Below are 25,530 nucleotides of genomic sequence, written 5' to 3' on the forward strand. Positions count from 1 at the left end.
TCGGCTCCGACGACCCCGCCGGCGCGAGCGTCGCACCAGTGCGACGGAGCTCCCGGCGGCCCGTTCGCCTCTCGTCCGGGCAGATGGACAGCACAACGCGCGGGATCGTCGCCCGTGCCGACCGCGGTCGACGGTCGGTTCGGGCGTCGCTGTTCTCGCTGAACGGGCTCCTGCTCATCGGCCTGGTCGGTCTCGGACTCGGGCCGATGCTCTGGCTCGCGAAGTCCGCGATCACGCCGACCCAGGACACGCTCCGGACGCCGCTCGCGCTGTTCCCGAACGGGGTTGACTGGGCGAACGTCTCCGCGGCGTGGAACGACGTCCACATCAGCCTGTACTTCGGGAACACGCTCGTTCTGGCGATCGGGGCCTGGGTGATGCAGATCCTGGTCGCCACGACCGGCGGCTACGTGCTCTCGATCCTGCGGCCGGCGTACTCCCGCGTGCTCGAGGGCATGGTGCTCTCAACCCTGTTCATCCCGTCCGTGGTGCTCCTGGTCCCCCTCTACCTGACGATCCTGCACCCGCCGGTGATCGGAACGTCGCTGATCAATACGTACTGGGCGGTCTGGCTGCCGGCCGGGGCGAACGCCTTCAACATCTTGCTCGTCAAGCGGTTCTTCGACGCCCTCCCGCGTGAGGTCTTCGAGGCCGCGTCGACCGACGGCGCCGGACCCTTCCGGATGTTCTGGTCGATGGTGCTCCCGATGTCGAAGCCGATCCTCGGAGTGGTGTCCGTATTCGCGGTCATCAACTCGTGGAAGGACTTCCTCTGGCCGTTGCTCGTCCTACCGAACCCGGCAATGCAGCCGCTGTCGGTGCGGTTGCCGAGCATCCAGTCCACGACCGAGCTCGACGTCTTCCTGGCGGCGCTGGCGATCTCAACGCTCATCCCGGTGGTGCTGTTCCTCGGGTTCCAGCGGATGTTCCTCAACTCGGCAGGGCTCGGCGGGGCGGTCAAGGGCTGACGCGACCGCCGAGCGTCGGATGCGGCCCGGTGACGGGCTGGAGGCGCGCAGCGGTGGGTTCCGCGCCTCCACGGTGGAACGAGGCGACCTTGGGGTCGCTGACGCCATCGATTGCTGACATGTGGACCGCCGCCGGTTCCTCACGTGCTGATAGCGGCACAAGCGGCACTGCAGCCGAGCTCAGGTTTCGACTCTCGAGCGCTGGAAGGTCTCGGGGTGCGGTCAGGAGTGAGCGTCCGCGCGGGGACAAGTCGGGGCGGCCGGAGCGGAGCAATCCGCTCCGGCGCGCCAGGTCAGTATCTGTTTTGGGTCAGGAGTGGGCGGTACCGAGAGCGATGTCGCGCGCGTCTCGGAGGACGGCGGCGCTGTGATGGAGTCCGGCGAGCTCCTCGTCGGTGAACCGGGGCAGGATCGTCCGCACAACGCCTCCGGCGCCGAGGATCGAGGGCAGTGCCAACGTGACGTCGTAGTCGGACTGGTAGGAAGCGACGGGGAAGACCGCGTTCTCGTCCGTGACGATCGCTTCGGCGAGGCGCCCAACGACGGCGCCGATGCCGTGTTGGCTCGCGCCGATGCCCTCGATGATGGTGATGTTGCCGAAACGGACATCGGACTCGATCTGGTTCTGGATCGCTTTCGGCACGCCCCCGAGCCGGCGGAATTCGTCCAAGACAGGTGCGCCGCCGACGGTGGCGGTGGACCACAGCACCACGCTTGAGGTGCCGTGCTCTCCCACGACGCTTGCCTGCACGTCCCGGGCATGTACCCCGAGGTGCAACGCGATGTGATGACGAAGGCGCAACGAGTCGATGACGGTTCCCGCAGACACGATGTTCGTCGTCGGCGCCAACGCCCGGGCAAGATCCGCCAGCGGGTCGGGCGGATCTGTCACGACGAGCAGCGTCGCCTCCGGGGCCGCATGCGTCGCGGCCGGGATCATTTCCCGATACGCCTTCGCGTTCACTGGAATCAGATTGAGCCGTCCCTTCGGGTCGTTGCGATCCGTCGCGCCCCCGTTCTTCTCGTTCACTCCTGCGGTCACGATCACCAGAGACGCACCCTCAAGCTGGTCGTAGCCGCCTGCCCGGACGCTCGACAGAGACGACAACGCTGCAACATAGGTCATGTCCTCCGCCAGACCCGCAGCTTTCTTCTCATCCCGGTCGACGATCACGACGTCGGGGCTGACCCCGCCTGTTCGGACCAGAGCCGAGATGGTAGCGGCACCGACAGAGCCAGCCCCAATGACACCAATTTTCATCAAAATCTCCTCAACGCCTCGATGTTTCAAAAGATACGCGAATGCTGTTGCGCTGGTTCCTGCCGTGGTTCGGATGGTCGACCGGGAACGTCGTTGAGGCGGGGCACTTGCTCGGGGTGCACCGAGAGACGTGACCCCGATAACTTACGCCAGCCGTTACTGAGCTGCACTCTCGCCGCTCCCGGAGTCAGCCGCGAGTGGCGTGCCACGAACAAGCCGTTTCCGGGTGATGGCAGCTAGGGGAGCGCACATGTCAATTACCCATCCCTACCGGGCGTATTGCTTAGAGAGCGTGCACCCCGAGCGTGCCTGAGTCAAGCACTTTGCCTGCCAGAACCTCTACGCCGAGCCGGTCGGGTGCAACGAGTATCGGTTCCCGGTCGTCACGATGCTCGAGCCATGGCTTTCCAGCCGGCTGAGGTGCACGTGGATCTGTGTAAGCGTTCGTACTGGAACGGGACTGCTGGGCCGCCTTCGAGGACCTCGCCTCTTCCTACGCAGACAGCTACCGCATCCGCACGAAGATCGGGTAAGCCTAGTTCGTGCGAATGCTCGCGACGACGTTCACCGAGATCGCGACCGTCGACCCTCCGCCCTGGTGGAATCGAGTGCTAGCGACACACATGCCCTCCCTGAGCAGGTGAGAGCGCGATGGGGTGCACTGGCGTGGGCGGTCCGTTTCGATAGATCGAAGCAGTCCGAGCGGTCAGACGGTGGCCGGCAGCGGGACTGCAGCGATTTGCAGAACATCAGCAAATACAATGCGCCGACCGTCGCGGGCAGCTAGCAAGGACTACCCGATGCTTCCGCCTTCGACGTCGTCGGAGAACGCGGCGGTCCTAGCAGTTCTCGCGACTAGCGCAAGATCGTCCTCAGACAGCCCCACGCTGCTGCGGGCAACCTCGTATTCGTGCGACAGGGTCACGTTGCTCGCTCGTGGATCGTCGGTATTGAGCGTGACTGGTACGCCATGCCGCATCAGCTCAACGATCTGGTGCTCCGGGTAGCTCTTTGCCGCCCGTGTCTGGACGTTCGATGTCAGGGCGACGTCGAGGGTGATGTTGTGATCAACGAGATAGTCAAGGAGGCGAGGGTCTTCGACGGAACGGACGCCGTGGCCGATCCGCTCAGCGTGGAGGTGTTCGATGGCGTCGCGGACGCTTTGCGGGCCAGCGGCTTCCCCGGCGTGGATTGTGATGTGTAGGTCGTTAGCCCGGGCAGCGTCGAAAGCGGGCCCGAAGAGGGCTGCCGGGAAACCCTGCTCATTGCCGGCAAGGTCAACGCCAACCAGGCGATCTTTACGTGAGATCAGAGTGTTCATTTGCGCTTCGGCCGTTTCCGGTCCGAGGTCTCGGACGATGATCCCGATGAGACCTACTCCGATGGGGACGGAGCGGCGTGCGTCCTGCACGCCATCAGCGATTGCATCGAGAACATCTTCAGGTTCCAGACCCGTCTCGTTGTTGATGAACCAAGGGCTGAAGCGCAGTTCGAGGTACGACAGGCCATCGTCGTACGCATCCCAGATCGACTCTCGTGCGACGCGGTGCCAGTCGTCGAGGGTGTGTAGAACAGCCGCGGCGCGATCGACCTTCGTCAGGTAAGGGACGAGCCCCTCAAGCTGCCCGCTGGCGACCAGTAGATCGCGTGGCTGCGGTTCGCGTGCGAAGGCATCCCCGTTGGTTCGAGCGATGTCGAGAACGGTACTGGTTCTGATGCACCCTTCAAGGTGGCGGTGCAAATCAATGAGCGGAAGGCTCATACTTGGTCCTTTCCTGAGGTGATTGGCTGAACTTCAAATCGCGTTGTGATCACTGTTGCTTCAGGAGTTATCTCCCAGTCCTCGTAACCGGGGGACTCGCGAATGGCCGGTATCAGGCTGGTCCAGTACTCCTTGTGCACACGCTCCCAGTCGCGTGGACTGAGGTGTTCCAGCGCGGCGGTCGCCTCGGTCAACTTCCTGAGCTGAAACGAACGCACCTCAAGAAATCGGATTCGGGCGATGGCGCTGTTCGAGGAATCAAGGAGAAGCCGCATCTCGCCGGGGACTGGCGGGTTGTCTTTGCGGGCTTCGTAGACGTCGAGAAGATCACTGGAGCTCGTCTTCGATCCATCCATGATGCTGGCATTGATCGCATCCCGCACAGGTCCCGGCGCGCCGAACGACATGAAACGCGTGGAATTTGCCAGTTCTGGAGCATTAACTATCGCATCACAGAAGGCCGTTGTGGCCACATTGTCACGAGCACTTGATGATACTGGGTTTCCGCGTTTCACGAGGTCAGCGAAGGCGGTCAGCTCAGCGACGAAGCCGCGAATGTGAAGGTCCTGAGCGCCACCAGACATCGTGCTGATCGCCGGGGTATAAGTCGTGACCGAAGACGTTGCTTGCTGCCAGTCGCCGTCCCCATCCGTCGTGCGTGATATCGTCAGCGCCCGAGTGTCCGTCAGCGAAGCCCAACCCCTCGTCCCACTGACGCTGATCGAGTCCTGCTCGCTAGGAATGGACGACGCTCCGATCAGATCGATAGTCCCTACCATTCCGGTGGTCGTGGTGACGACGACCTTCACGAAGACGTGCGCACCATCGTTGGTTGACACCGACTGAATCGAAACCATGTCGCCGAATAGGAACCGGGCGATGTCTATGTGGTGAATTGCGGCCAAGCGGACGAAGTCGTCGATGTTCGACGCAAATCCGGTACTGTCGCAGCCAAATCGGATGTGGAACGATTGTGGTTTCCCGAGAGCATCTGAGGAAACCACGTCTCGAAGGTGCCGTACGGCCGGTGCGTAGCGCTTCATGAAGCCGACCATGACGTGTTTACCCGCGGCGTCTGCCGCGTCGCTGATGAGGCGCGCTTCTGTCGCGTTGAGACCGAGTGGCTTGTCTACGAACACGTGTTTGCCGTTTCGGAGGGCTTCTCGCACAAGGTCTAATTGGTCTTGGGGTTGCGCGATGATGATTACGCCGTCGACATTTACGTCCTCGAGGAGTTCTGATGCCGAGCCGTATGGGCGGCTGGTGAGACCGTGGCGCGAGAGGGCGGAGATAGAGCGCTCGATGTCGCGGGTAGCCAGCGCGGCTATATCGATGTTCGCGAGTCGAAGCGCCGGCAGGATGTTCGTCGATGCGTGAAATCCGGCGCCGATGATACCGATTCGGGGCGATGACATTGGGGTCCTTCAAATCTTTACGGGGTGATGCTGTTCGAGAGAGGCCGGCGCCAGCCTGAACGTGTACACAAGCACCCGCTTCCAGACACTTGTTTGGGCCGGGAAGTGGTGGGTGGGGTGTACTTACGCAGCAGTCCGGCGGCAGGGGCGCGAACCAGGCCCGCTGCAGCCGCTGAACTATGCGCAAAAGTACGCATGCTGGGCGCAGCTAGAGACGACGTTACCGGACGGACGTTGTCTGGTGGAAGCGCTTCAAGCCGCGGGTGTCAACGTTCCCGGCATCGACCACGCCAGCTCTCCAAGGGGTACTGCGCTCGTCACGGTTCACGGTAGAGGAGACGATCAGTTCGCCCTCGGCGCGAGCGCAAGCAACAATGTTGGATTCGACTTCTCATTCCCCATTCTCAGTTCGGCAGATTCCATCGGAGGTCGTACCCGGTGTCGGCCAAGAACCACAGCTGGCTCCGGACTTCTTCCAGCGCTTTCGTGTCGTCGTCGTTGCGCATGTCGGCGCGGAGGAGCGTGTTGGCGGTGATGATGTCGTCGGTTCGGTCGCTGTAGCCGGCGTGGGTGGCTGTGAGGCTGATGGTGGGGTCGGCGGGGAGGATCAGTTCGGTGCCGGAGTAGCCGACGGTGTCGGGTTCGAACCCGAGGGTCGCCATGTCGAGTTCGTGTTCGGTGAAGGCGACGAGCCGATACGGCATGTCCCGCTTGGTGATGAGCGGGTAGCCGGGCCGTTCCGAGATGGCGCGTCCGGAGATACGGCACCCGGCACTGATGAGCCGCTCTGCCTGTTCAGGAAGTGGCAGGTCGGATGTCCACTGGGTGCGGACGCCGCCTGGTCCGGGGTAGCAGGCGATGGCGAAGTCGACGAGGCCGCCGACCTTCCGTGATTCCCATCCGATGTCTGTGCGGTGAACGCGTTTCCCGAGGCGTGCGAGCGCGTCATCGACCTGCCCCGCGGTGAGTCCGGCGCGAACCATCTTGTCGAACGTGGCGCCGTTGACGGCGAGTATTCGTGCGACCGCGAAGGTGACGTAGATCGGCGCGGCGTCCTTCCACCGCTCGAGCACACCCAGGACCTGCTTTCCGTCGACCCACACCCGCCGCCGGTCCACGTCGACGAGCAGCACGGTCTCGGTCTGCTCCGCGAGAGCGATCTGCGTCGTCGTCACCGTCCGTGGCGCCAGCAGCAGCAACTCCACGGCTGCTTCTGCCTCGGCGCGTGGTCGTTGCGTCAGCGTTGGGAAACGTGCGCGGCGACCGTCGGCGAGGCGGATCGTGTCCTGCGACTCCACGACCGCGGGCAGGCCAGCAAGCTTCAGGACCGCGAGAGCGCCAGTGAGGTCGGTGGTGTCGCCGAGCCCGTACGGCATCGTGATCTGCGGCCGGCCGGCGTAGGCGGCAGTGACCCATTCGAGAGCGGGCCCCATCAGCTGCGTTCCTCCCGCGTGTCGGGTCGGATGAGCGCCATCAACCAACTGGCTTCGGTGAGGAACGGTTCCCACCCGTCCCGAGGGTCCCCGTGCGCGGGTTCGACCCGGTACGTAGCGGCGTCGCCTGAGCCGGACACGATGACCCGTCGCAATTCAGCCTCGGATGTGTCGCGGAAAAAGAGATGCCCGTGGACGCCGTGCATGTCGAAGGCGACGCTGATGAGGAACAGGTCCGGCCGGCGGGTCACTGCCGCCACCGCCGTCCGCGGAAGAGGGCGATGATCGTCGTCAGCGGCCGGCCTTCTCGCATCCAATCGAGCGGCGTCAGGACCCGGTCGTCGACGGTGAGGAACTCGAGGGGTGTGGTCATGAACTCCGTCATCGCTGCTGCGTCGAGGAGCGGTTGGGGTGCTGCTGCGTAGAGGACGTCGAGGCCTGGCAGCAGTGACGATGAGTCGCCGAACTCGGGGAGGGCGGGCTTCACGAGTTGCCAATCGGGGATGCGTTCTTCGCCGTCGAGATCGAAACTCGTTAGTCGGCACGACTCGAACAGCTCACCGACCTCGTCGATGCTCACCTGCAGGGCGGCAGCGACTTCCGGCTCGGTGAGGGTGGTGTCGAGGAGATTCCGGCGGATCCGGGCTTGCGTTGTCCGCCACCAGTCCTCAGGAACGTCCGCCGGACCGACCGCGCTGTGTTCGGGTTGGCGGGGAATCTGTCGGCCTTCATCGGCATATGCGCTGAGCTGCTCGCGGGTGACTTCACCGCGGGCGTACATCCACAGCTGCGACTGCCACGGCATGTCGTCCGGGAACCCTTCCAAGTAGCCGGAGTGGATCACCGCTCGGACTGCTTTCTCCCGTTTCGCGATCTCGGATGCGGGGATAAGGAGGGTCTGCACGATCCGGTTCGCTTCCCGCACCGCCGGCACCGTCAAGTCCGACAGGACCGTATTGGTTCTGTCGTAGAGCTCGTACCCGGGCTCCTTGTCGATGGGGCGGACGAGGATCTGCGCCAAGTGCGCGTCCGGGTCCTCGGTGTCCTCGAGGAGCACGTGCCCCCAGAGGATCCGGTCGTTCGACAGGTGCACGGACACCAGACGCATCATCAGCAATTACCTCCAACGGTTGGGCGTGAGCAGCGCGGGTCAGAGCTTCGGAAAGTTAGTGGACGTGCGGCCGATACGTTCGGCTGCGTAGCGGAGGAGGAACCGCATGATCCGGTCTGCTTCGACCATCGCCAGGACCGCCGGGTCCTGCGCATTCGGGTCGACGTTCGTGAGGCGGAACCAGGGCGGTTCCCCGGCGTGGTCGATGAGGACCACGGCCGGCTTGTCGTCCGGGTAGTCGGGATCGGTGAACATGACGGAGCCGAAGAAGCGCGCGTCGTCATACGCCAACGTCAGCGACAGCAGCTGCAGCATCAGCCCACCCCACCCTCACCGCTGCAATTGTTGGGGTGCCAGCGGAGGTCATTGGCGAGGTCGGATCGGAAGTGCAGCAGCTGCCGCAGCCCGTTCACTGCATCCGTGTTCGCGGTAAGCCAGCTGTCTTCGTAGATGACGTGCGCGGTGATGAAGTCGTCCGTGCAGCACCCCTCCGCGCCGGTGAGGATCGTGGTGTCCTGCGGGATGACGACCGACACCGTCGCGTCATCCGCCGATGCAGGCTCGTAGCCGAGCGCCTGCATATTCGGATGGTCGGCGAAGAACGCCGTCAGCCGGTCCGGGGGAACGAGGACGCCGGACTGCTGCGCCGCCCACCGGTCCGACATCACCCCACCGAGCCCGATCAGCTGGTCCGCCTGCTGGTCGATGGTGTCGTCACGGCGCCAGCAGGTGCGGACCCCGCCGTAGCCCGGGTACGCCGCGAGGGCCCAGTCGACCAGGGCAGGCAGGTCCGCGGCTTCCCACCCGAGAGGCGTGTGAACCACGTGCGAAGCGAGAGCCGGCATGGCGACGCGGACCTCGCCAATGGGGATGCCGGTGCGGTCCGCGATCGCGTGCGTGCCGCCACCGTGCATGACGATGCTGCGGGCGATCGCGAACACGGTCCGCCACCTTGGGGCCGCTTCCCGCTGCATCGACGTGCCATACACCTGCCGACCGTCAGCCCACACCCGCCCCCGTTTGCCGTTCACCACCACCAGGTCCGGGTACCGGCGCACCAACGACAGCACTCCACCCTCGGACCCACCCGGCAGAAGGATCACATCATCGGCTCGGCCGCCAGCACCGCCGTCAATGACGGTGGTGGTCGGGTCCGGGGTGGCGAGGAACGCCGTCCGGCCGTCGTCAAATTGAAGCCGGTCGAACGCTTCCACGCGTGCCGGCATACCGGCAGCAGCGAGAGCTGTGAGCGTCTGGGTGATGTCGATCGTGTAGCCAAGCCCGAACGGCAACGACAGGATCGCCTGCTCGTGGCGGATGTTCTGCACCCATCGCCGGTCAGGCATCAGCCGGCCCAACCGCTTCCGGTCCACGGCCCACGGCGCGCAGCTCGGAAAGCACCGCGAGCACCTGCGTCGCTGCTTCCAGGAGTGGGTCCGTAGGGTCCGTCAACGGTGCTCCGTTGAGCAGCGTGAACGCCGACCCGTCCTCTGTCGTGCGGACGTTGACGGTCCGTTGCAGGATCTCTGGTCCGGTGGAGTTCGTGAACGTCATCCCCGCCACCGTGGGAAAGATCACGGCGTCGAACTGCGCCGACAACGACAGAAGCCGCAGCGGCACCGGCTCGAACCGCGGCGCCCCACGCTCACCCATCGCCAGCCAACCGCGGGTCGTCCTCCGACAGCCGCTCTAACCCGAGCCCGGATGCGTCGAGGATCGCGTTCTCAGACTCCTCGGTAGCGACGAACGACCCGATCTGCGCATTGACCGCGACAAGAGTCCCTATCCGACTCCGCGCATCCAACGCCACCGCGGCGACCTCCTCAGCAGTGCAGTCGGACGTCAGCTCCGGCTTCGACGGGTGCAGCGCGGGGAACTCGAGCTGCTGCACGGGCGGATGCCACTTCACCCCGACGCGGAGGACTCGGCCGTCGGTGTTGTTGCGGTAGAACATTGATCCGAAGGGATGACCCTGGTCGAGAGTGAGGTCCGCGCCGTAGAGCGTCCAACCGTCGGCCGCATACGACGGGTCCCACCGCTGCACCGTGAGAGCGCCGACCCCCATCTTCAGACCTGCGATGAATGCTTCGTCGGCTTGGACCTCGACGAAGAATTCCCGAAGGTGCGGCGGAACTTCGTGCCGGAAAGATGACAGTGGCACGCGCTGGACTGTTCGTCCCGAGGTTCTCTGGCTCTCGGCGCCGGCAGGGTCAGCTTCATCGGTCATCGAAACGCCTCCTAACCACGAAGCGGCTGCGCCCACTGCATCTCGCCGCCAGACGCTCATAGTAACGAGCGCTCGCGGCGGTGTCTAGAGGGAGTTGCGCGATTCTCGCCGTCGTCTCCAAGCCCCAGCGTCTTCCACTGAAACCGGATCGATCCGCGCATACGGTCGACGCCGCCGCACCCTGCTCCGGCAGAACGGACCGATGATGAACTCGACACGCTTTGCTTCCGCCGCGGACGAAACGGAGATCGCAACGATCACCGACGACCTCGAAGTGCGCATCAACGAACGACCCACCGTCACCATCGTCAGCTGCACCGGGACCGCCACACTCGACTACGACGACACCGTCGACGTTGTCGCCGCGCTCACCGAAGCGCTCACCATCCTCCATGATCGCGGAGCAGGCACGGCGTATCCGGACGATGAAACGCGACAGTAGACGCGGATCGCCACTGCCGTCCGCCGCATATGAATGAACCGTGACAAATCATCTCGCCCTCTTCGACGAGCGTCCCTCAACGCCCGACGCTGACCCGAGAGAACATGCGGCGCGCCTTCCAGCTCGTGATGCCAGGCCGCGCGCCGGTCGGTGCGCGGCGAGGGATCCCGGCTCGGCGCTGGTGGTGATGTGCGCGGTTCTGGTATCCCTGGCTCCGCTGGCCGCGATCGAAGCGATGCTTGCGGGGCTGCTTGTCGGCTCAGCCCGCGATCCGGAACTCGTTTGGTCTGCGATGCCGCTGACGTTCCTGCCCTGCGTCGCGGGGGCAGTCGCTCTCCGTTCCGGAGCCGGCGGATTGCGCTGGTGGTGGGTGCTGCCCTCGGTGATTCTAGGAGCGCTCGGGCTCACTTTGCTTTCACGGACGTTCTTCGGCTGACACAAGAGCGCCGCATCCTTTGAAAAGGCGGACGAAATCGGCTGGCTCTGCTTCCCCGACCGCTACCACATCGGTGCGCAAGCGAGGATCACCGTCGGGCGCGGAAGGGCGCCGAGAAACCCGGAGTGGAGGTCCTCGCCTGCGAGATCCAGCCGGCGCCCGCTGCGAGTCCGCCGAAGACAACTTGGTCGTGGTGATTCGAGGCCGACCTGTTAGGCCGCGCCGGCGCCACGGTCGTAGATGCGTTTGTCACGCAGGGCGCGCTGCACCTCCGGATCGGTCAGCGGGAGCAGACCGTGATCCTTCGGCGCCTGCGATGAGCCCGGTTCCGGACGCAGGCGCAAGTAGATTTCTCGTATCTCGGGCCAGTCAGCTACTAACCCAAGCCGTGCTGCGCGGTGCAGCACGTGCAGCGTGCCCCTCGGTTTGAATCCGTGCTGACGAGCAAGGAGCTGACCTCCTCCGTCGTCGATGAGGACGATCACCCGCTCCCCGCGATTCCGCCGCGCCAGAGCGTGAGCGACGACCATCCGTTCGCCGATGTCCTTCGCGCGGGCTGGCTGGCGTTCGTGAGGCATTCCGAGGATCGCGCGCTTCAGGTCCGACGGAGGGGAGGGAGTGAGCTGGACTTGCTGGTGGATGTCTCTTCAGGACGCACACGTGTTTGCAGCCGGGCTCGGCGGGAAGCTTGGCATGGCAATAGCATCTGCCCGGTAGAGGATCGGCTACCGAACAACGAGATCGCGTCGGTAGTACACGTGCGACTGGTCGCGCTTGATCTCGATGAGACCGTTCTTCTCGAGGACACGTTGCGAGGGGGTGTTCCCCAGTTCCGTGTCCGCGAGCGCAATCAGCGCCCCGCGCGTCGCGGCGTGCTGAAGTCCGAGCTGCACGGCTTCGCTCGCGAGTCCCGCGCCTCGGGCTGAGGGAACCAGGCCGTACCCGAACTCGACCGTTCCCTTGTCGTCCGGCGCATCGAAGAATCCGAAACCACCGATGGCGAGGCCATCCGACCGCCGCCGAACGAGGTACATGGTGAACTCCGGATCCGCTGCGGTCTCGGCAGCGAGGGCCCGGAGTGGGTCCAGTTCGTCGGCGAACGGGTACTCGGGGTGCCAATCGTCACCGGGACGCTCGTCCCGCACGACGATGCGGCGCGCCATCGCCGGTGAGATCCCCTGAAGCACAGTCCGGCTACCGACAAGTGTCATGCCCTGATGCTCTCAGACCAGGCTGCCCGGTAGGGCAGCCAACCCGATAGAGGGTCCCTAACCGGGACGCGGGTCCCGACTTGTGCTCACGTGTGCGGTGTGGAGTCCTTCTTCCGTAGAAGAAGGCCGAGCGGCGCGGTGATGAGGACGGCCAGCGTGAGTGTCATGAGGGATGCGACGTTTGCCTGGCGGGCAGCTTGTGCAGTACCTGCATCAGTCACGTACTGCGTCTGGGTGAACAGCCTGAAGCAGATGTCCAGCGAGAGTGTGACGAGGAACGCAGTCAGGGGGAGCGCCCACGGCAGCCAGGCCGCCGGCGGGCGCGACCAAAGCAGGAGAAGACACGCCGCAAGACTGACGGCAATCAGGATCGCGAGCGTCACGAACCAGCCCCACCCGAAGTAAGCGAACGCAGTTCGTGCAGCCGCGTTCGACCAGGATGCTTGTTCCGTGGGCCAGTAGCGAACGAGCAGGAGATTACCCAGGACCGTCGCGGCCAGCCAAGACAGACCGACGACGATCCCGAGCGGCGCTGACCGACGGCCGCTAAACCGTTGAGTGTGCGCGACTGCGCGTGTTCGACTGGTCACGTCGCACATGGTCCCATGACCTCCGCAGATTGAAGAGCAACGCGAATCGCTTGGCAAGAGCATCCTGCCGCTGGGCCAAGTCTTCAAGGAACGCCTCCGCGATGAGTACCGCGGCCTGGTCGTCCAACTCCTCCGGCAGCGAGAAGGAACGAAGCTTTGCTGGAGGGAGCGGGGGAGACCATGAGGGAGTCCTACGGAAGGATGAGTCCGACTTCCGTACGAACGTGCCGCGAAGAGCCCTGGTAGGACTTGTCGTAGTCGTACCGTGAAGCCATGTGGAAACGGTTGCTGGTGTTCGGCCCACCTTCGCTTGCGCTTGCGTTGCTGGCCGGCTGGTGGGTCACGCAGCGTGCCGGCATCGTCGACGTGGTTCCAACCCGGGACGAGACCTTCCTCACGAATCCCTACGCAGTGCTCGTAATGATCGGATACGCCGTCGTCCTCGGCGTTTCGGGCTTCCGCCCCCGCCAGTCAGTCTTGCTGCTCATCGTCCTCGTTGGTCTCCAGCTGCTTTTCTGGCCAGCTCGCTTCAGCCAGTTGAGCTGGGTCGGCTACCTCATCCTTTTGCCCCTGCCCGCGGTAGTCGCCCGCTCCAGCTCCGCCCACGCGCGAACCTCGGCCCTTGCGCTTCTGCTCACCGCATCCGCCGCGATCGGAGCGCTTCTGACCATCCCCGCACTGTCCGTTTCGGGCCAGTGGGGGCTTGTGAACGGGCGACCGTGGGACGGTGACCTCGCGGTGAACGCACTCGTTTGGGTCGTGGTCAGCCTTGCCGCGACTGCCGGCTCCTGGAAGGTCGGGCGCGATCGCCGGCCAGAACGGGTCGAACCGGCGTTGCGAGGGCTCCCTGTCGCGGACCCGGAGCCAGTGAGCATGCTCTCGCCGCGAGAGCGCGAGATCTTCGCACTCGTCGCCGAAGGGCGCTCAAATGCTGACATCGCGCGATCCGCTTTCATCAGTGAAGCAACGGTCAAGACCCATGTCGGAAAGATCCTGACGAAGCTCGGCCTGTCCTCGAGGAGCGAGCTCATCGCGTTCGCCTACAGAACAGGACTGATCACACCGAACTCACCTGAATAGCCAGCGGCCTGTGCGTGCTTCTCTCGGCTCGCGCGAAGCCCACCGGAGGGCCGACGCAACCACAGTCGATGCAGCACCGACCTGGTCGATGGAACATCTAATGCCGGCATGAGTTCGGTCCGATGCATGTATCCGTCCTTCTCGGTGTCCGGCAATGGATGCTTAACCGAACTCAGCGCAGGGCGCGCTTCCACGTCTCGAGCCAGGGGATGACGTCGCGCAGGTCCTTCGTGTCAACGGCGGCGGATGCGGCAGCCCGCGCCATCGAACCGGCGTTCAGAGCGAGCGATGTCGGTAGGACCTCGAACAGGGGAATGTCGGACAGACTGTCTCCGATGGCGCAGCAGCGATCAATCGGGACACCGCGCTCCGCCGCGAGTTGGAGGGCACCGTCTCGCTTGTCGTACTCGTTGAAGTGTTCCGCCACAGTGCCGTCATAGACGGTCCCAACGACGTGAACACGTGGACCACCGTTCGCGGTGAAGCCGTGGCATCTCGCGATCGCCTCTCCCACCGGCTGCCAAGCAAGAGACGCGAGGACAGGCTCGACATCGTGGTCGACGCACCAAGCGACCACGTCGTCGATGCCGGCGATCAGTGGAAGTCCCTCGAGCCATTCGGCAACGGTCCGCGTCTGAGTCCCACGCCACCCTTCGGCGTCGATGACGCTGACTTCCTCGTTCGTCAGCTCGCCCGCGGCGTAGCGCTGCTCAGCAGCGTCGAGCGCGTCTTGATGTCCGAAGTGCTCGGCGAGGAAGCTGCTGCTGGACTTCGACGGAACTAGCGTGCCGTCGATGTCGAAGAAGGCGATTCCTCGGGTACTCATGCTCGGAGCGTAGTCAGACTCACATCGCGGGCACTGTCCCGATCGCCGGTCGTTCAACGGGCGCCGCAGCTCGTCGCGCTGGTGCGATCGCCGACCAACGTCGTTCGTCTCACTTGCCGATCGCCTATTGGACACCTGGAGTGGGCATGACGAGGTGCATCCCGGTTCGTCCGGGGGCGACGTCGACGAAGCCGCGTTGCTCGTAGAGGCGTCTGCCCGGTGGGTCAGCCGTGAGGGTCACGTAGGCCCCCTGAGGCGCGTGCTCAGCGATGTGAGCCAGGAGGGCGTCGAGGATGGCGCCTCCGATCCCTCGGCCTTGGTGCGCGGGGAGGGTCGCCATGTCGGCGATGAGGAAGTACCAGGCGCCGTCGCCGACGACACGTCCCATCCCGACGACGTTCCCTGAGGTGTCGATGACGTGCCGGAAGGTCCAGGAGCCGGTCAGCGCGCCGGCACCTTGGGCTCCGCTCTTGGGCGACAGACCGCTCTCGACTCGCAGCCGGAGGTAGCCGGCCAAGGGTGGCGGCCCATCGAGGAGGCGGTAGTCACGGTGCAGGGGCATGTCTCGAGTCTTCCCGACGAGAGGCAGCAGCTCAAGGAGCGCCGGGGTGCAGATTGGTTCTGTGAGCAGCCATGTGTCAGCTGCTCCTCGCCTGGTCTTGACGACCGATGCGGTCACATATGTGCACTCGAGAGCGAGCGAGCGAGCGGGCGGGCGGGCAGAGAAGGACCCCGAGACCGGCCGGGGCTCCATCTGTACGCGTTCGAGACGCCTGCCCTTGAGGGCGCACTCGTAGGCCGTACCCAGCAGGTTCGTGACGGGGACGGGTGCCACCCCAGCGCGGAACGGCACGGGGTCTGAACTGCACCCCACAACTTGGACACCTGTTCCTGACGAAGGGCGTGCGGATGAAGGTCGCGGAGGTTACGGCGAAGAAGGTCGAGTTCGCGAGGCTGCTGGCAGTGGGGCTAACGGTTCTCGAAGCGGGGCGTGCAGTGGGGATCGGGGCGACGTCGAGTAGACGATGGGCTGCGTTAGTCCGCAGCGGGGGTGTCGAACGGCTCGTGCTGGTCAGCGCCGGAGACCGACCCGCCGTACCGTTCGCCCTGAAGTGGCAGGCCGTCAAAGCGGTGAACGCCGGTCATAGTCAGACCTCCGTCATGGAGGCGCTACGGCTTCCTTCCGAGACCAGCATCCGGAACTGGCCGCGCGCGGTCGCTGAGTACGGGGCCGCCGGAATCGGGGGCACCGAGTCGGCTGTTACGGCAGCGGACCTACTTCCGATGCCGAGCTTTCGTGCTCCTGCCAACGTGCGGCATTCCGAAGAAGCGCGTCGGGTCTTCGCAGCTGTCGTTGCTGCTGGGGACGGATATGAGACGGCGTCCAAGCAGGCCGGGGTGCCGATGTCGACTGCGTGGGCGTGGTACCACCGGCTCCGCCGAGGCGAGTCCATATCGTTGGCCGCCGTGGCACCAACGAAGTCCTATACCGCCGAACTCAAGCTCGCAGCTGCTCGTGCGGTCGTCGATGACGGTATGACTCGCGCGGAGGCGCTCGCGCACTTCGGCGTCAGGTCGCATGCAAGCCTTGGCGCGTGGATGCAGGCGTACCGGCGTCATGGAGCGTCGGCGTTCGACTCTGTATCGCCCGCCCCTGCCACTCGATCTTCACCGAGCGACGATCTGTTCGCTCAGCTCGACCCTGCGCTCCCAATCGATGTCAAAGTGCAGATGGTCACCGCCCTCGCGGACAGGCATCCGGTTCGAGTACTCCTACGGACGGTGAAGCTCGCGCCGAGCACCTACTACTACCGTCGGTCTCGGCCGCCGAAAACGGACCGGTATGCGCAGATTCGTCCGCTACTGCGCAGCTCCTTCCATAGGGCCTATCGGGCATACGGCTACCGCGGACTCCGGCTTGAGCTCCGTCACGAGCATGGAGTACGTATCAGCGGGAAGACGACACGTCGCCTGATGCGAGAGGAGAGCTGCCGTTGTCTGGTTCGGCGCCGCAAGCCCCGAACCACCCGACCAGACGCCCCCGAGAATGTTTTCGCACCCAACCTGCTGCGACGGGACTGGTCGACCACCACGACGGGGCAGAAGTGGGTGACCGATGTCACACAGTTCAGCATTAACGGGCAGCTGCTGTTCCTGTAGCCACTAATTGATCTGCACTCACGACAGGTGATCTCCTACCGGCTCGACACCAACCAGAACATGCCGATGGTCCTCGAGATGCTCATCGCAGCTCTTCCCCAAGCAGATCGCGGGGCAACCGTCCTGCACTCGGACCGAGGATGGCAATACCAGCATCACGCCTTCCGCAACCTGCTGCGCGACCATGGCGTAACGCAGTCCATCTCGCGGAGTGGCAACTGTTACGACAACGCTATTGCCGAGAACTTCTTCTCGCACTTCAAGCAGGAGTTCCTTCGCGGCCGCACGTTCGACCTCGGTTCATTCCCCGACGAACTCGATCAATGGATCGAGTGGTTCAACACGAAGCGCATCCGAACGGCCCGCTGAGGTGGTGCGCCGCTCTCGTAGAAGACGTGCACGACGGCTTGGTCAAGCAGGCGACGTCGCGCCGGAAACGAACCACTCCAGCGTGTTCGCGATGAGAGCATCGAAGCTGGCAACCCGGCGGAGAACAAGACGCTGGTCGCTGCGTGTGCGAACGAGGACGACATCGCCAGCGATCTGGCAGCGGGCAAACAGAGCCGCGCCAGCACCCCGGCGCAGAGGAACCAACGTCCCTTCGACATCCACCGCACCAACCTCCGGTCCGCTGGCCGCGTCGCTGTCGAAACCGAGTCGCCGTTCGACATCCAGGTCGTTCGCGCTGTACGTAGCGATGGTCGTCGTCGCGGGCCTGTCCTGGGTGGGACGCAAACCGTCCCAGTACTCCGTCCAAGCGTACGGATCGCCATACCAACCGGAGGCGTCCTCGCCCACCGGCATCTCGACCACGATCCCGACTGCCATGGGGTCAGCAAGCTCAAAGGCCGTCACTTCTGGGGCGCGGCGGCGCATCCGCTCAGCCGTCTCGATGATTCGGGCGTGTGTCCGCGAGGGGTCGATGTTCTCTGAGACATGCATGGCCGCAAGATACCTGTCTACGGGGGTAGAACGCTAGGGTCTTCAGAGGGATGTTTCCGTTGCGGTACTAGGTCTACTGTGGCGTTCGTGTCGCCAGGGGGGTGGCACGGAAACGGACTGTTCGATGAAGAAATCACGACCGATGATCGCCGGCCTCGCCCTTCTGGCCCTCGCCGGCTCGCTCGCCGCTGCGGCTCCCGCTTCAGCGGAACCAACCACCGGCACCACGACCACGATCCCGATGAGCGTGGACTGTTCGAAGACAACGCCCGAGCAGATCGCCGCTGGGCACGCGCAGGGTTGGGACTTCTGCGGTGGAGGTACAAGCAGCCCTGCTGCACCAGGCGGAGCGGTTAAGCGCGACCGAGTCAGCGCTGACTGCGGAACTGCGTCGATCTACACGGATCGCGTGGCAAAGGGTAAGGGCCACGTCAGCTGGAGCCTGTTCTCAACGAAGGGCAACATCCTGCACCGAGACCTGGTCGTCAACTGGGGCCCCGCTGGCTCGACACACTTCCCCGACATCTCGTTCATGAACTCCGCCGACTACTCCAAGACCAAGACGGTGCTTGCAAGCGGCAAGCTCGGAGCCAACATGCACGGGTTCGTGGTCGTTGGAAGCCTGCAGGTGTCCTGCACCATCCCATCGGTTTACGCCGACAGCGTCAACATCTAGACGCACACCGACCGACGAAAGGGGCCGCCTCGCTTGAAGCGAGGCGGCCCTTTTGTCGCACCAACGGCAGTAGAGTGCACGGACCAACTGTCCAACTTGTGGGGTGCAGTTCAGTCTTGGCTTCGGTGATTTCTGGCCAGGTCGTCGACTGGTCGAACGCGGACGGTTCTCAGTGGGTTGCCCGGCTGTTAGCTCGGGCAACGTGACTAGTTGAGCAACTTCGCGAGCAGTCGCTGAAGTTCGGTCTGCTCGTCCGCGTCGAGGCGCACGAGACATTCATCGAATTTCACGGAGAGAATCTCGAGCGCCTTGTCGAGGGTCTGTGCGCCTTCGGGGGTGAGGGCGAGGCGGTGCCGGCGAAGGTCGGCGGGATCGATCTCCCTGCGAACGAAGCCCTTGGCCTCGAGGTTCTTCAGGTACACGGTCACGCTGGCTTTGGGCAGGACGAGCCGCGCGGCGAGTTCTGCAGGGTAGGGGCAGTCGTCGATCTCGCCGAGGACGAAGAACTCCTTCGCCTCTAGCCCGAGCGTCTCGATCTCCGGAGCGCAGTCGTTCATGACCCGGGTCAGCACCTGGTGGTTCAACGACCAGATCCGGGCAGCACTGGAGGTGTTCATCGATACTCCTGATCGTGATGGTACAGTCCTGTACTAGTTCCAATCGGAACATTCATATTCTCGGACAACCTGGCCCGATGAACAGTCTACTTCGCAGCGTTCAGCCCCTCGGAAGGATCGACCCCCATGTCGACCACGCAGGACATCTCCTTCACCAACGACACCTTCGACCTCGCCGGCCAGCTCCACCTGCCAGACGGCTTCAGCGAGGACCGCTCCTACCCAGCGGTCGTCATCTCCACCCCCGGCAGCAGCGTCAAGGAGCAGATCGGCGCGAACTACGGTCGAGGCCTCGCCGACCGCGGCTACGTCGCCCTCGCCTTCGACCCGGGCTTCCAGGGCCAGAGCGGCGGCCACCCGCGCGACCTCGAGAACCCAGCCGCGCGCATCGACGACATCCGCTTCGCCGTGGACCACCTCACAACGCTGCCGTACGTCGACAACACCCAGATCGGCGCCCTCGGCATCTGCGCCGGTGGCGGCTACGCGGTCAGCGCCACCATGACCGACCACCGCATCAAGGCCCTCGGCACAGTGGTGCCCGTCAACGTCGGGCGAGCATTCCGCCAGGCCGACACCTCCTCCAAGGGCTCCGCGATCGCAATGATCGACGCCGTCGGCGACAAGCGCACCGCGGCCGCCGCCGGCGAGGACGTCGATCGCGCCATGTGGATCCCCGACACCGCGGACCAGGCGGCGGCCTTCGGCATCACCGACGTCGACACGCTCGAGGCCGTGCGGTTCTACCGGACACCGCGCGGGTACAACGAGCACTCCACGAACCGCCGCTACTTCACCAGCGACGCCATGATGCTCGGCTACGACGCCTTCAACCTCGTCGAGGAGCTCCTCAGCCAGCCCCTCCAGGTCATCGTCGGCGGCCGCCTCGGCACGACGTTCTCCTACTCCGACGGCCTCGCCCTCTGGGAGAAAGCGCCGAACGCCAAGAACTTCCACGTCATCGACGGGGCAGGCCACTACGAGATGTACGACGACCCCAAGTACGTCAACGAGGCCGCCGACACCCTCGACGTCTTCTTCCGGGAGCACCTCGCCAGCTGAATCTCTCGACAGTGTGCGCTGTCGCTCATGACTCTCGTTAAGTAGCCGATCCGCTACCGGGCGGCGTCGTTCAGGAGGCGCGATCCAGTGCGGCCATGCTCGCTCGGTCAAGGACGACGTCGCTCACGGCGAGGTTTGCTTCGAGATGTGCGGGGTTCGCTGTGCCAGAGATCACGAAGGTGTTGGGTGCGTGGTGCAGAAGCCACGCCAGGCCGATCTGAGCGGGTGACCATCCCGACGCCTCTGCGATAGCCCGTACAACCTGCTGGTCGGTGACTCGCGGTTGGCCTGGGTGGCGATTTCCGAGGGGGAAAAACGGCACCCATGCGACGCCTTCGTCGCGACAGAGTTCGAGCATCGGCTCGTCCCTACGTTCGAGCAGGCTGTAGGAGTTCTGAACGCAAGCAATACCAAGAGGGAGGGCGTGCTGCAACTCGTCGAACGTGACGTTGCTCAGTCCGATCGCACCGATCTTGCCAGCGTCCCGGAGATCGCGTAGTGCAGCAAGCTGCGCATCGAGATCCACTCGTTGTTCCGCGGGGACCTCCGGATTGACCCCAGGTCGGCGGAGGTTCATCGCACCGATCTGCTCGACTCCCAACGTGGTGAGTTGTGTCTCCACGCTGGCCGTGATCTGGTTCGGCTGCTGCGCCAGCACCATTCCACCGGCGGGGTTCGGGTCGGCGCCGATCTTGCTGGCGATAAGGACACCGTCGGACGGACGGATGGCGTCGTGCAGGATCTGGTTCACGGCTCCGCCGCCGTAGAACTCCGCGGTGTCGACATGGTCGACGCCCAGCTCGATCGCACGCCGAACGAGCGCGACACCCTGGGCGCGATCTTCTGTAAGCCGGGCGAGTTCCATCGCGCCGTAGCCGATCCGAGCAACAGCGCGGCCACCGAGGCTGCCGACCCCTCCCGGCCGCTTCGTTGCATCGCTGCGTGAGGGTGTGTTCGTGCCAGTCATGAAACGCCGCCTTCATCTACCATAGGGTTATCGGAGGGCACTCCGGTAATACGACCGTAGCACTACCGGAGGGACCTCCGTTATGGCCTTGTCACGTCCAGTCCGACGCCCTGTTGGTGGGTTGCCGGTGCGAGCGCACGCCATCCAGAACAGGGCACGGTTGATCACTGTCGCGCGGGCAGCCTTCACGGCAGGAGAGGTGGTGTCACTTGAGCGGATCGCCCGCGAGGCGGACGTCGGAATCGGCACGCTGTACCGACACTTTCCAACTCGGGAGGCTCTCGTCGTCGCTGTTTACAGCGAGGAACTGGACGCGGTCACCAGCTCAGCGGCCGGCCTCCTCGAGAAGAGTTCCGCCGCGGATGCTCTTGTGGCGTGGACGCGACGGTATGCCGATCTCGTCTTCGCCAAGAGGGAGATTCGGGACGTCCTCGTGGTCGCGGCGACCACTGAGGCTGGTGGCGTGCCGTCAGCGAGAGAACGAGTCACCGCCGTAATCGACGCCATCCTCACAGCAGGACGGGTCGACGGGACGCTCCGCGACGACGTTGACACCAGTGACGTCGTTGCGCTGCTGCTTGGCGCGGTACTCGCCTCAGCGGCGATTAGCTCTCCCGAACCCCTGCATCGGCGGTTCGTCCTGATTTGCGAAGCCGTCACAATTCATCGCGCATCGAGCGCCACCTCAGCACCCTGAAGCCCGCGCACCGCGGAGAGAACCAGTCTCGATAGACGATCGTCTATCGAGACGTCCAAGAAAACACCGGGCGGCGCCTGTGATCTGCTCGGCCCATGGCCGAGCCCGCACCGGTCGCTCGGTTGAACGACGCGGGTGAGGGGCCTGTTCTCGATTCCCCTAGTGCCGATCGGCCGATGGGCGGACGGCGAGGTTGGAGGTGGTGTGCCCTCCGTCGACAGCCAGCGTCTGCCCGGTGACGAACGCGGCGGCCGAGCTCAGCAGGAACACCACCGCGTCGCCGACCTCGGCGCCGGTCCCAGTGCGGCCCAGGGGAACCGTTGCTCGGTACGTCTCGAACAAGACGCCGTCGCTGTGGGCGAGTTCGGTCGCCTCGGTGCGGGTCAGACCGGGCCGGACACCGTTCACACGGATGTTGCGGGGGCCGAGCTCTGCTGCCAAGGCGCGAGTGGCCGCATCGAGTGCTCCCTTCGCCGCCGCGTAGAGCGCCGTTGCCGGGCTGCCGACAGCAGACAATGTGGACGAGACGTTGACGATGCTCCCGCCTTCACGCATCACTGGCGCGGCCGCGCCGGACAGCAGCAGCGGTGCTCGGACGTCGAGTGACATCGTCAGGTCGATGTCACTCGCGCTGATCCGCTCGATCGGTGCGAAGTGCGCGGTGCCCGCGTTGTTGACCAACCCGTCGATCCGTCCATGGCGTTCCAGGGTCTGTGCGAGGACCTCGGTCGGCGCCGCCGGGTCGTTCAGGTCTGCCTGGATCCAGCTGGCAGCCTGCCCCAGCGTCGCGGCGTGCTCACGCAGTGCCTGACCGTCGCGGCCGACGAGGACGACTCGGGCTCCTGCTGCCGCGCAGCTGGCGCTGATCGCTGCGCCGAGGCCCTTCGAGCCTCCGGTGATGATGACGACCCGGTCGGTCAGTGCAGAGGTGGTGGACGGGAGTTGGGTGTGCATGCTCATGGCGGCTTCCTGTGCTCGGAACGCACGCCAGCCACCACTCGCGACGTCGGTCGACGCGGGGTCAACGGGGCTGGATGCGAGGGTTTCCAGCCCCGGACCGCCCGAGCAGGGCGACCGCTTCACGAAGGTGAACGAGTCGATCGTAGCGCTGCCGAGGCGGTCCGCAGGTCGGGCGACCGGCCCGGGTGTGGGGTACCCTGATGGTCTGACCGATTCCGATCGGTGTGGTCGACCTGCTGTTCCAGCGCAGTCGATCCGAGGCTGAAAACCTCCGGCATTCCCAATCGAAGCCCGGAGGTTTTCCATGGCCATGTCGTCGCGGACCGCGCCCAGCACATCCGCATCTCCCAAGCGTTGGTGGGCGCTCGTCGTCCTCGCGCTCACCCAACTCGTCGTGGTGCTCGACGGCACCATCGTCACCATCGCCCTGCCGCAGGCGCAGCAGGAACTCGGCCTCAGCGACCTCGAACGCCAGTGGGTCGTGACCGCCTACGCCCTCGCGTTCGGTGCCCTCCTGCTCTTGGGCGGTCGGGTCGCGGACTACTGGGGGCGCAAGCGCACCTTCATGGTCGGCATGCTCGGTTTCGGTGCGGCTTCCGCGTTCGGCGGCCTCGCCCAGAACGGCACCGAACTGATCGTGGCCCGAGGCCTCCAGGGCGTCTTCGCAGCCCTGCTCGCCCCGGCTGCTCTGGCTCTGCTGACCGTGACCTTCCCGAGCGGTCGGGAGCGGAACACCGCCTTCGCGGTCTTCGGAGCGGTCGCGGGCGCTGGTGCGGCCGTGGGACTCGTGCTCGGCGGTGTGCTCACCGAGTTCGCCGACTGGCGTTGGTGCTTGCTCGTGAACGTGTTCTTCGTGGTCGTGGGACTCGTCGGCGGGATGCTGCTGGTGACGGAGTCCCAGACCGCAGGCAACAACCGTTACGACCTGATCGGGGCCGTCACGGTCACGATCGGGCTGGGTTCGCTGGTGTACGGGTTCAGCCTCGCCGAGCAGGGCTGGGGCCAGATCCAGACGGTCGGGTTCCTCGCCCTGGGTGCCGGTCTGCTGGTGCTCTTCGTGGTCATCGAGAGCCGTGTGGCGCAGCCGTTGCTGCCGCTCCGGGTCGTCGCCGACTCGGTTCGCGGTGGCGCGTTCCTGGTCCAGATGATCGTCGGCAGCGTGATGATCGGGGCCATGCTCTACGTCTCGTTCCACCTGCAGATCGTGCTCGGGATGGACCCGCTGCTCGCCGGCCTGGCGACGCTGCCGATCACGCTGAGCATCATGGTCATGGTGCCGGTGGCGACGAAGCTGCTGTCCACCATCGGCCCGCGCCCCATGATGATCGGCGGACCGCTGGTCTCCGCCGTCGGCCTCGCCTACCTCAGCCGTGTCACGGCCGACGGCTCGTACCTGGTGCAGGTGCTGCCGGCGTTGATCGTGCTGGGTCTCGGCATGGCGTTCGTCTTCGTCCCGCTGCAGAACCTCGCGCTGACGGGTGTCGAGCCGCAAGACGCCGGCGCTGCCTCGGCCACGCTGAACTCGGCGTTGCAGATCGGTGGGTCGATCGGTCTGTCGGTCTTCACCGCCCTCTACGCCGCACGCGTGGCCGACTTCGGCGCCGGCGGGTCACAACTTGACGCGTTCACCAGCGGGTACTCCGTCGCGTTCCTCGCTGCGGCGATCGGACTGGTGCTCGCATCGATCATCGCGGCCGTGTTCATCCGTGGTTCGAAGTCCGAGCTGCTGCCCCAGGTGTCCGACACCGAGGCAGCGGTGTACGTGCACTGAGCGCCGTGTCGCGACTCGAGACCGTCCACGACGTCGTCGGGCCCTGGTCGCTCGCCACCAGCAGGCGGTTTTGGGAGGGCTTCACCCCCGGCAGGCTCGCGTCCCAGACGCAGGCACCGGGCATCCACACCACCTTCCTGTGCGACACCGACTGGCAGCGGGTGGACGCCGTCATCACCCAAGACGGGCCGTCCGTCCACATCGTGGTCGATGGCACCGGGGATCTGGATGCCGCGACCGACCAGGTCCGCCGGCTGCTGTCGATCGACATCGACGGACGCAGCTGGCCCGACGTCGCGATGCGCGACGGGGTCATCGCGGAGGCGCAGGCGCAGCTCCGTGGCTTCCGTCCGTGCGGCTTCTTCTCGCCCTACGAGGCCGCCGTCTGGTCGGTGCTGTCGCAACGCCTGCAAATCCGGCAGGCGGCCGCGATCAAGACACGGCTCACACAGCAGCTCGGCGACGACGGAGCCTTCCCGTCTCCTGCCGCGCTGTTCGCGGAATCACTGGTCCTGCCCGGACGCAAGGCGGAGTACCTGCACGCGATCGCCGAGGCCGCGCTCGACGGCAGACTCTCCGGCTCGTTCCTCCGATCGATGCCGTCGGCTGAGGCGTTCGTGCAGGTGCAGGGCATCCTGGGGATGGGACCGTTCTCGGCCGAGCTCGTGGTGATTCGCGGCGCGAACTTCCCCGACGTGCTGCCACACCACGAAGGCAAGCTGAGCGACGAAATCACGAGACGATACGGAACCGATCGCTCCTTCGATGAGATCACCGAGGCGTGGAAGCCGTATCGCTCCTGGGCCACGGTGCACCTGCGCGCGCTGCGAGCCGCAGAGGGCAGATGATCCTTCCGGGAGGCGTTCTACTGGCTCGCGATTCTGTTCACCTTCGCCCTCGGGACCGCCGCCGGTGA

At 65.1% G+C, this 25,530-nt stretch carries 30 protein-coding genes; 11 read left to right on the forward strand and 19 right to left on the reverse strand.

Annotated elements, in window-relative coordinates; genetic code table 11:
- The first annotated feature begins 83 nt into the window (after positions 1 to 83).
- The gene (locus tag BIU90_RS16635) at positions 84 to 968 is read left to right on the forward strand and encodes a carbohydrate ABC transporter permease (RefSeq protein WP_071301512.1); all 885 of its coding nucleotides are present in this window, start codon (positions 84 to 86) and stop codon (positions 966 to 968) included.
- 310 nt (positions 969 to 1,278) lie between these two features.
- Here BIU90_RS16635 and BIU90_RS16640 read toward each other — a convergent pair whose 3' ends face one another.
- The 10 genes from BIU90_RS16640 to BIU90_RS16680 form a co-directional block, all read right to left on the reverse strand.
- Positions 1,279 to 2,229: an NAD(P)-binding domain-containing protein gene (locus tag BIU90_RS16640; protein ID WP_071246357.1), complete on the reverse strand. Its 951-nt coding sequence runs from the start codon at positions 2,227 to 2,229 to the stop codon at positions 1,279 to 1,281.
- A gap of 793 nt (positions 2,230 to 3,022) precedes the next feature.
- Positions 3,023 to 3,991 carry an adenosine deaminase gene (gene add, locus BIU90_RS16645; RefSeq protein ID WP_071301335.1) on the reverse strand — a complete coding sequence of 323 codons (969 nt, stop codon included), beginning with the start codon at positions 3,989 to 3,991 and terminating at the stop codon, positions 3,023 to 3,025.
- Positions 3,988 to 5,406: a Gfo/Idh/MocA family oxidoreductase gene (locus BIU90_RS17970; protein ID WP_083404041.1), complete on the reverse strand. Its 1,419-nt coding sequence runs from the start codon at positions 5,404 to 5,406 to the stop codon at positions 3,988 to 3,990. Before BIU90_RS17970 ends, add begins: the two co-directional genes overlap by 4 nt.
- A gap of 404 nt (positions 5,407 to 5,810) precedes the next feature.
- Entirely contained in the window at positions 5,811 to 6,839 is a 1,029-nt protein-coding gene (locus BIU90_RS16650) for a hypothetical protein (RefSeq protein ID WP_071301336.1), read from the reverse strand.
- Complete coding sequence (locus BIU90_RS16655) at positions 6,839 to 7,099, reverse strand: hypothetical protein (protein ID WP_071246353.1); 261 nt, start codon at positions 7,097 to 7,099, stop codon at positions 6,839 to 6,841. The genes BIU90_RS16650 and BIU90_RS16655 overlap by 1 nt, the downstream gene beginning before the upstream one ends.
- Entirely contained in the window at positions 7,087 to 7,950 is an 864-nt protein-coding gene (locus BIU90_RS16660; RefSeq protein ID WP_071301337.1) for an antitoxin VbhA family protein, read from the reverse strand. The genes BIU90_RS16655 and BIU90_RS16660 overlap by 13 nt, the downstream gene beginning before the upstream one ends.
- Positions 7,951 to 7,989: 39 nt before the next feature.
- Entirely contained in the window at positions 7,990 to 8,265 is a 276-nt protein-coding gene (locus BIU90_RS16665; protein ID WP_071301338.1) for a hypothetical protein, read from the reverse strand.
- Complete coding sequence (locus tag BIU90_RS16670) at positions 8,265 to 9,296, reverse strand: hypothetical protein (RefSeq protein WP_139195338.1); 1,032 nt, start codon at positions 9,294 to 9,296, stop codon at positions 8,265 to 8,267. The genes BIU90_RS16665 and BIU90_RS16670 overlap by 1 nt, the downstream gene beginning before the upstream one ends.
- On the reverse strand, positions 9,289 to 9,603 hold the full coding sequence (locus BIU90_RS16675; RefSeq protein WP_071301340.1) for a hypothetical protein: 315 nt from the start codon (positions 9,601 to 9,603) through the stop codon (positions 9,289 to 9,291). Before BIU90_RS16675 ends, BIU90_RS16670 begins: the two co-directional genes overlap by 8 nt.
- Entirely contained in the window at positions 9,596 to 10,177 is a 582-nt protein-coding gene (locus BIU90_RS16680) for a hypothetical protein (RefSeq protein WP_139195339.1), read from the reverse strand. Before BIU90_RS16680 ends, BIU90_RS16675 begins: the two co-directional genes overlap by 8 nt.
- A gap of 202 nt (positions 10,178 to 10,379) precedes the next feature.
- Here BIU90_RS16680 and BIU90_RS16685 point away from each other — a divergent pair, with 202 nt between their 5' ends.
- Positions 10,380 to 10,619, forward strand: coding sequence for a hypothetical protein (locus BIU90_RS16685; RefSeq protein WP_071246339.1), 240 nt, complete (start codon positions 10,380 to 10,382; stop codon positions 10,617 to 10,619).
- Between the two features lie 40 nt (positions 10,620 to 10,659).
- A complete protein-coding gene (locus BIU90_RS18465) occupies positions 10,660 to 11,055 on the forward strand; it encodes a hypothetical protein (RefSeq protein ID WP_139195340.1) in 396 nt (131 codons plus the stop codon).
- 212 nt (positions 11,056 to 11,267) lie between these two features.
- Here BIU90_RS18465 and BIU90_RS18470 read toward each other — a convergent pair whose 3' ends face one another.
- The 3 genes from BIU90_RS18470 to BIU90_RS18475 all read right to left on the reverse strand — a co-directional run bounded on the left by BIU90_RS18470 (position 11,268) and on the right by BIU90_RS18475 (position 12,856).
- Positions 11,268 to 11,633 carry a hypothetical protein gene (locus BIU90_RS18470; protein WP_139195341.1) on the reverse strand — a complete coding sequence of 122 codons (366 nt, stop codon included), beginning with the start codon at positions 11,631 to 11,633 and terminating at the stop codon, positions 11,268 to 11,270.
- 147 nt (positions 11,634 to 11,780) lie between these two features.
- Positions 11,781 to 12,218, reverse strand: a complete 438-nt coding sequence (locus BIU90_RS16690) for a GNAT family N-acetyltransferase (RefSeq protein WP_254787093.1) — start codon at positions 12,216 to 12,218, stop codon at positions 11,781 to 11,783.
- A 134-nt stretch (positions 12,219 to 12,352) separates the two neighbouring features.
- On the reverse strand, positions 12,353 to 12,856 hold the full coding sequence (locus BIU90_RS18475; RefSeq protein WP_139195342.1) for a hypothetical protein: 504 nt from the start codon (positions 12,854 to 12,856) through the stop codon (positions 12,353 to 12,355).
- A gap of 273 nt (positions 12,857 to 13,129) precedes the next feature.
- On the opposite strand from BIU90_RS18475, the gene BIU90_RS19085 reads away from it, so the two are divergent.
- On the forward strand, positions 13,130 to 13,936 hold the full coding sequence (locus BIU90_RS19085) for a response regulator transcription factor (RefSeq protein ID WP_071301344.1): 807 nt from the start codon (positions 13,130 to 13,132) through the stop codon (positions 13,934 to 13,936).
- A 172-nt stretch (positions 13,937 to 14,108) separates the two neighbouring features.
- On the opposite strand, the gene BIU90_RS16705 is transcribed toward BIU90_RS19085, so the two are convergent.
- Together BIU90_RS16705 and BIU90_RS16710 are read right to left on the reverse strand one after the other, a co-directional pair.
- The gene (locus BIU90_RS16705; protein WP_071301345.1) at positions 14,109 to 14,762 is read right to left on the reverse strand and encodes an HAD family phosphatase; all 654 of its coding nucleotides are present in this window, start codon (positions 14,760 to 14,762) and stop codon (positions 14,109 to 14,111) included.
- A gap of 124 nt (positions 14,763 to 14,886) precedes the next feature.
- Entirely contained in the window at positions 14,887 to 15,324 is a 438-nt protein-coding gene (locus BIU90_RS16710) for a GNAT family N-acetyltransferase (RefSeq protein WP_071301346.1), read from the reverse strand.
- 347 nt (positions 15,325 to 15,671) lie between these two features.
- Here BIU90_RS16710 and BIU90_RS17975 point away from each other — a divergent pair, with 347 nt between their 5' ends.
- Both BIU90_RS17975 and BIU90_RS16715 read left to right on the forward strand, forming a co-directional pair.
- Positions 15,672 to 16,922, forward strand: a complete 1,251-nt coding sequence (locus tag BIU90_RS17975) for an IS3 family transposase (RefSeq protein WP_083404042.1) — start codon at positions 15,672 to 15,674, stop codon at positions 16,920 to 16,922.
- A gap of 12 nt (positions 16,923 to 16,934) precedes the next feature.
- Positions 16,935 to 17,291 (forward strand): DDE-type integrase/transposase/recombinase, encoded by a 357-nt coding sequence (locus tag BIU90_RS16715; protein WP_302847402.1) that lies wholly within the window; start codon positions 16,935 to 16,937, stop codon positions 17,289 to 17,291.
- Between the two features lie 42 nt (positions 17,292 to 17,333).
- Here BIU90_RS16715 and BIU90_RS16720 read toward each other — a convergent pair whose 3' ends face one another.
- Positions 17,334 to 17,864 carry a hypothetical protein gene (locus tag BIU90_RS16720; RefSeq protein WP_071301348.1) on the reverse strand — a complete coding sequence of 177 codons (531 nt, stop codon included), beginning with the start codon at positions 17,862 to 17,864 and terminating at the stop codon, positions 17,334 to 17,336.
- A gap of 409 nt (positions 17,865 to 18,273) precedes the next feature.
- Here BIU90_RS16720 and BIU90_RS16725 point away from each other — a divergent pair, with 409 nt between their 5' ends.
- On the forward strand, positions 18,274 to 18,540 hold the full coding sequence (locus BIU90_RS16725; RefSeq protein ID WP_071301349.1) for a hypothetical protein: 267 nt from the start codon (positions 18,274 to 18,276) through the stop codon (positions 18,538 to 18,540).
- Between the two features lie 206 nt (positions 18,541 to 18,746).
- On the opposite strand, the gene BIU90_RS16730 is transcribed toward BIU90_RS16725, so the two are convergent.
- Complete coding sequence (locus tag BIU90_RS16730; RefSeq protein WP_071301350.1) at positions 18,747 to 19,157, reverse strand: MarR family winged helix-turn-helix transcriptional regulator; 411 nt, start codon at positions 19,155 to 19,157, stop codon at positions 18,747 to 18,749.
- Between the two features lie 126 nt (positions 19,158 to 19,283).
- On the opposite strand from BIU90_RS16730, the gene BIU90_RS16735 reads away from it, so the two are divergent.
- Positions 19,284 to 20,219 (forward strand): alpha/beta hydrolase, encoded by a 936-nt coding sequence (locus tag BIU90_RS16735; protein WP_071301351.1) that lies wholly within the window; start codon positions 19,284 to 19,286, stop codon positions 20,217 to 20,219.
- A gap of 70 nt (positions 20,220 to 20,289) precedes the next feature.
- Here the strand turns inward: BIU90_RS16735 and BIU90_RS16740 are convergent, their stop codons facing one another.
- A complete protein-coding gene (locus BIU90_RS16740; RefSeq protein ID WP_071301352.1) occupies positions 20,290 to 21,186 on the reverse strand; it encodes an aldo/keto reductase in 897 nt (298 codons plus the stop codon).
- A 160-nt stretch (positions 21,187 to 21,346) separates the two neighbouring features.
- Between BIU90_RS16740 and BIU90_RS16745 the strand changes: the two genes are divergently transcribed.
- Positions 21,347 to 21,883: a TetR/AcrR family transcriptional regulator gene (locus BIU90_RS16745; RefSeq protein ID WP_217640936.1), complete on the forward strand. Its 537-nt coding sequence runs from the start codon at positions 21,347 to 21,349 to the stop codon at positions 21,881 to 21,883.
- 159 nt (positions 21,884 to 22,042) lie between these two features.
- On the opposite strand, the gene BIU90_RS16750 is transcribed toward BIU90_RS16745, so the two are convergent.
- Positions 22,043 to 23,149 carry an SDR family NAD(P)-dependent oxidoreductase gene (locus BIU90_RS16750; RefSeq protein ID WP_175470242.1) on the reverse strand — a complete coding sequence of 369 codons (1,107 nt, stop codon included), beginning with the start codon at positions 23,147 to 23,149 and terminating at the stop codon, positions 22,043 to 22,045.
- Here BIU90_RS16750 and BIU90_RS16755 point away from each other — a divergent pair.
- Together BIU90_RS16755 and BIU90_RS16760 are read left to right on the forward strand one after the other, a co-directional pair.
- A complete protein-coding gene (locus BIU90_RS16755; protein ID WP_083404044.1) occupies positions 23,148 to 24,614 on the forward strand; it encodes an MFS transporter in 1,467 nt (488 codons plus the stop codon). The genes BIU90_RS16750 and BIU90_RS16755 overlap by 2 nt on opposite strands.
- Positions 24,615 to 24,619: 5 nt before the next feature.
- A complete protein-coding gene (locus tag BIU90_RS16760) occupies positions 24,620 to 25,462 on the forward strand; it encodes a DNA-3-methyladenine glycosylase (RefSeq protein WP_071301354.1) in 843 nt (280 codons plus the stop codon).
- The last annotated feature ends 68 nt before the right edge of the window (positions 25,463 to 25,530 follow it).

The organism is Curtobacterium sp. MCBA15_001, assembly GCF_001864835.1.
Taxonomy (GTDB): domain Bacteria; phylum Actinomycetota; class Actinomycetes; order Actinomycetales; family Microbacteriaceae; genus Curtobacterium.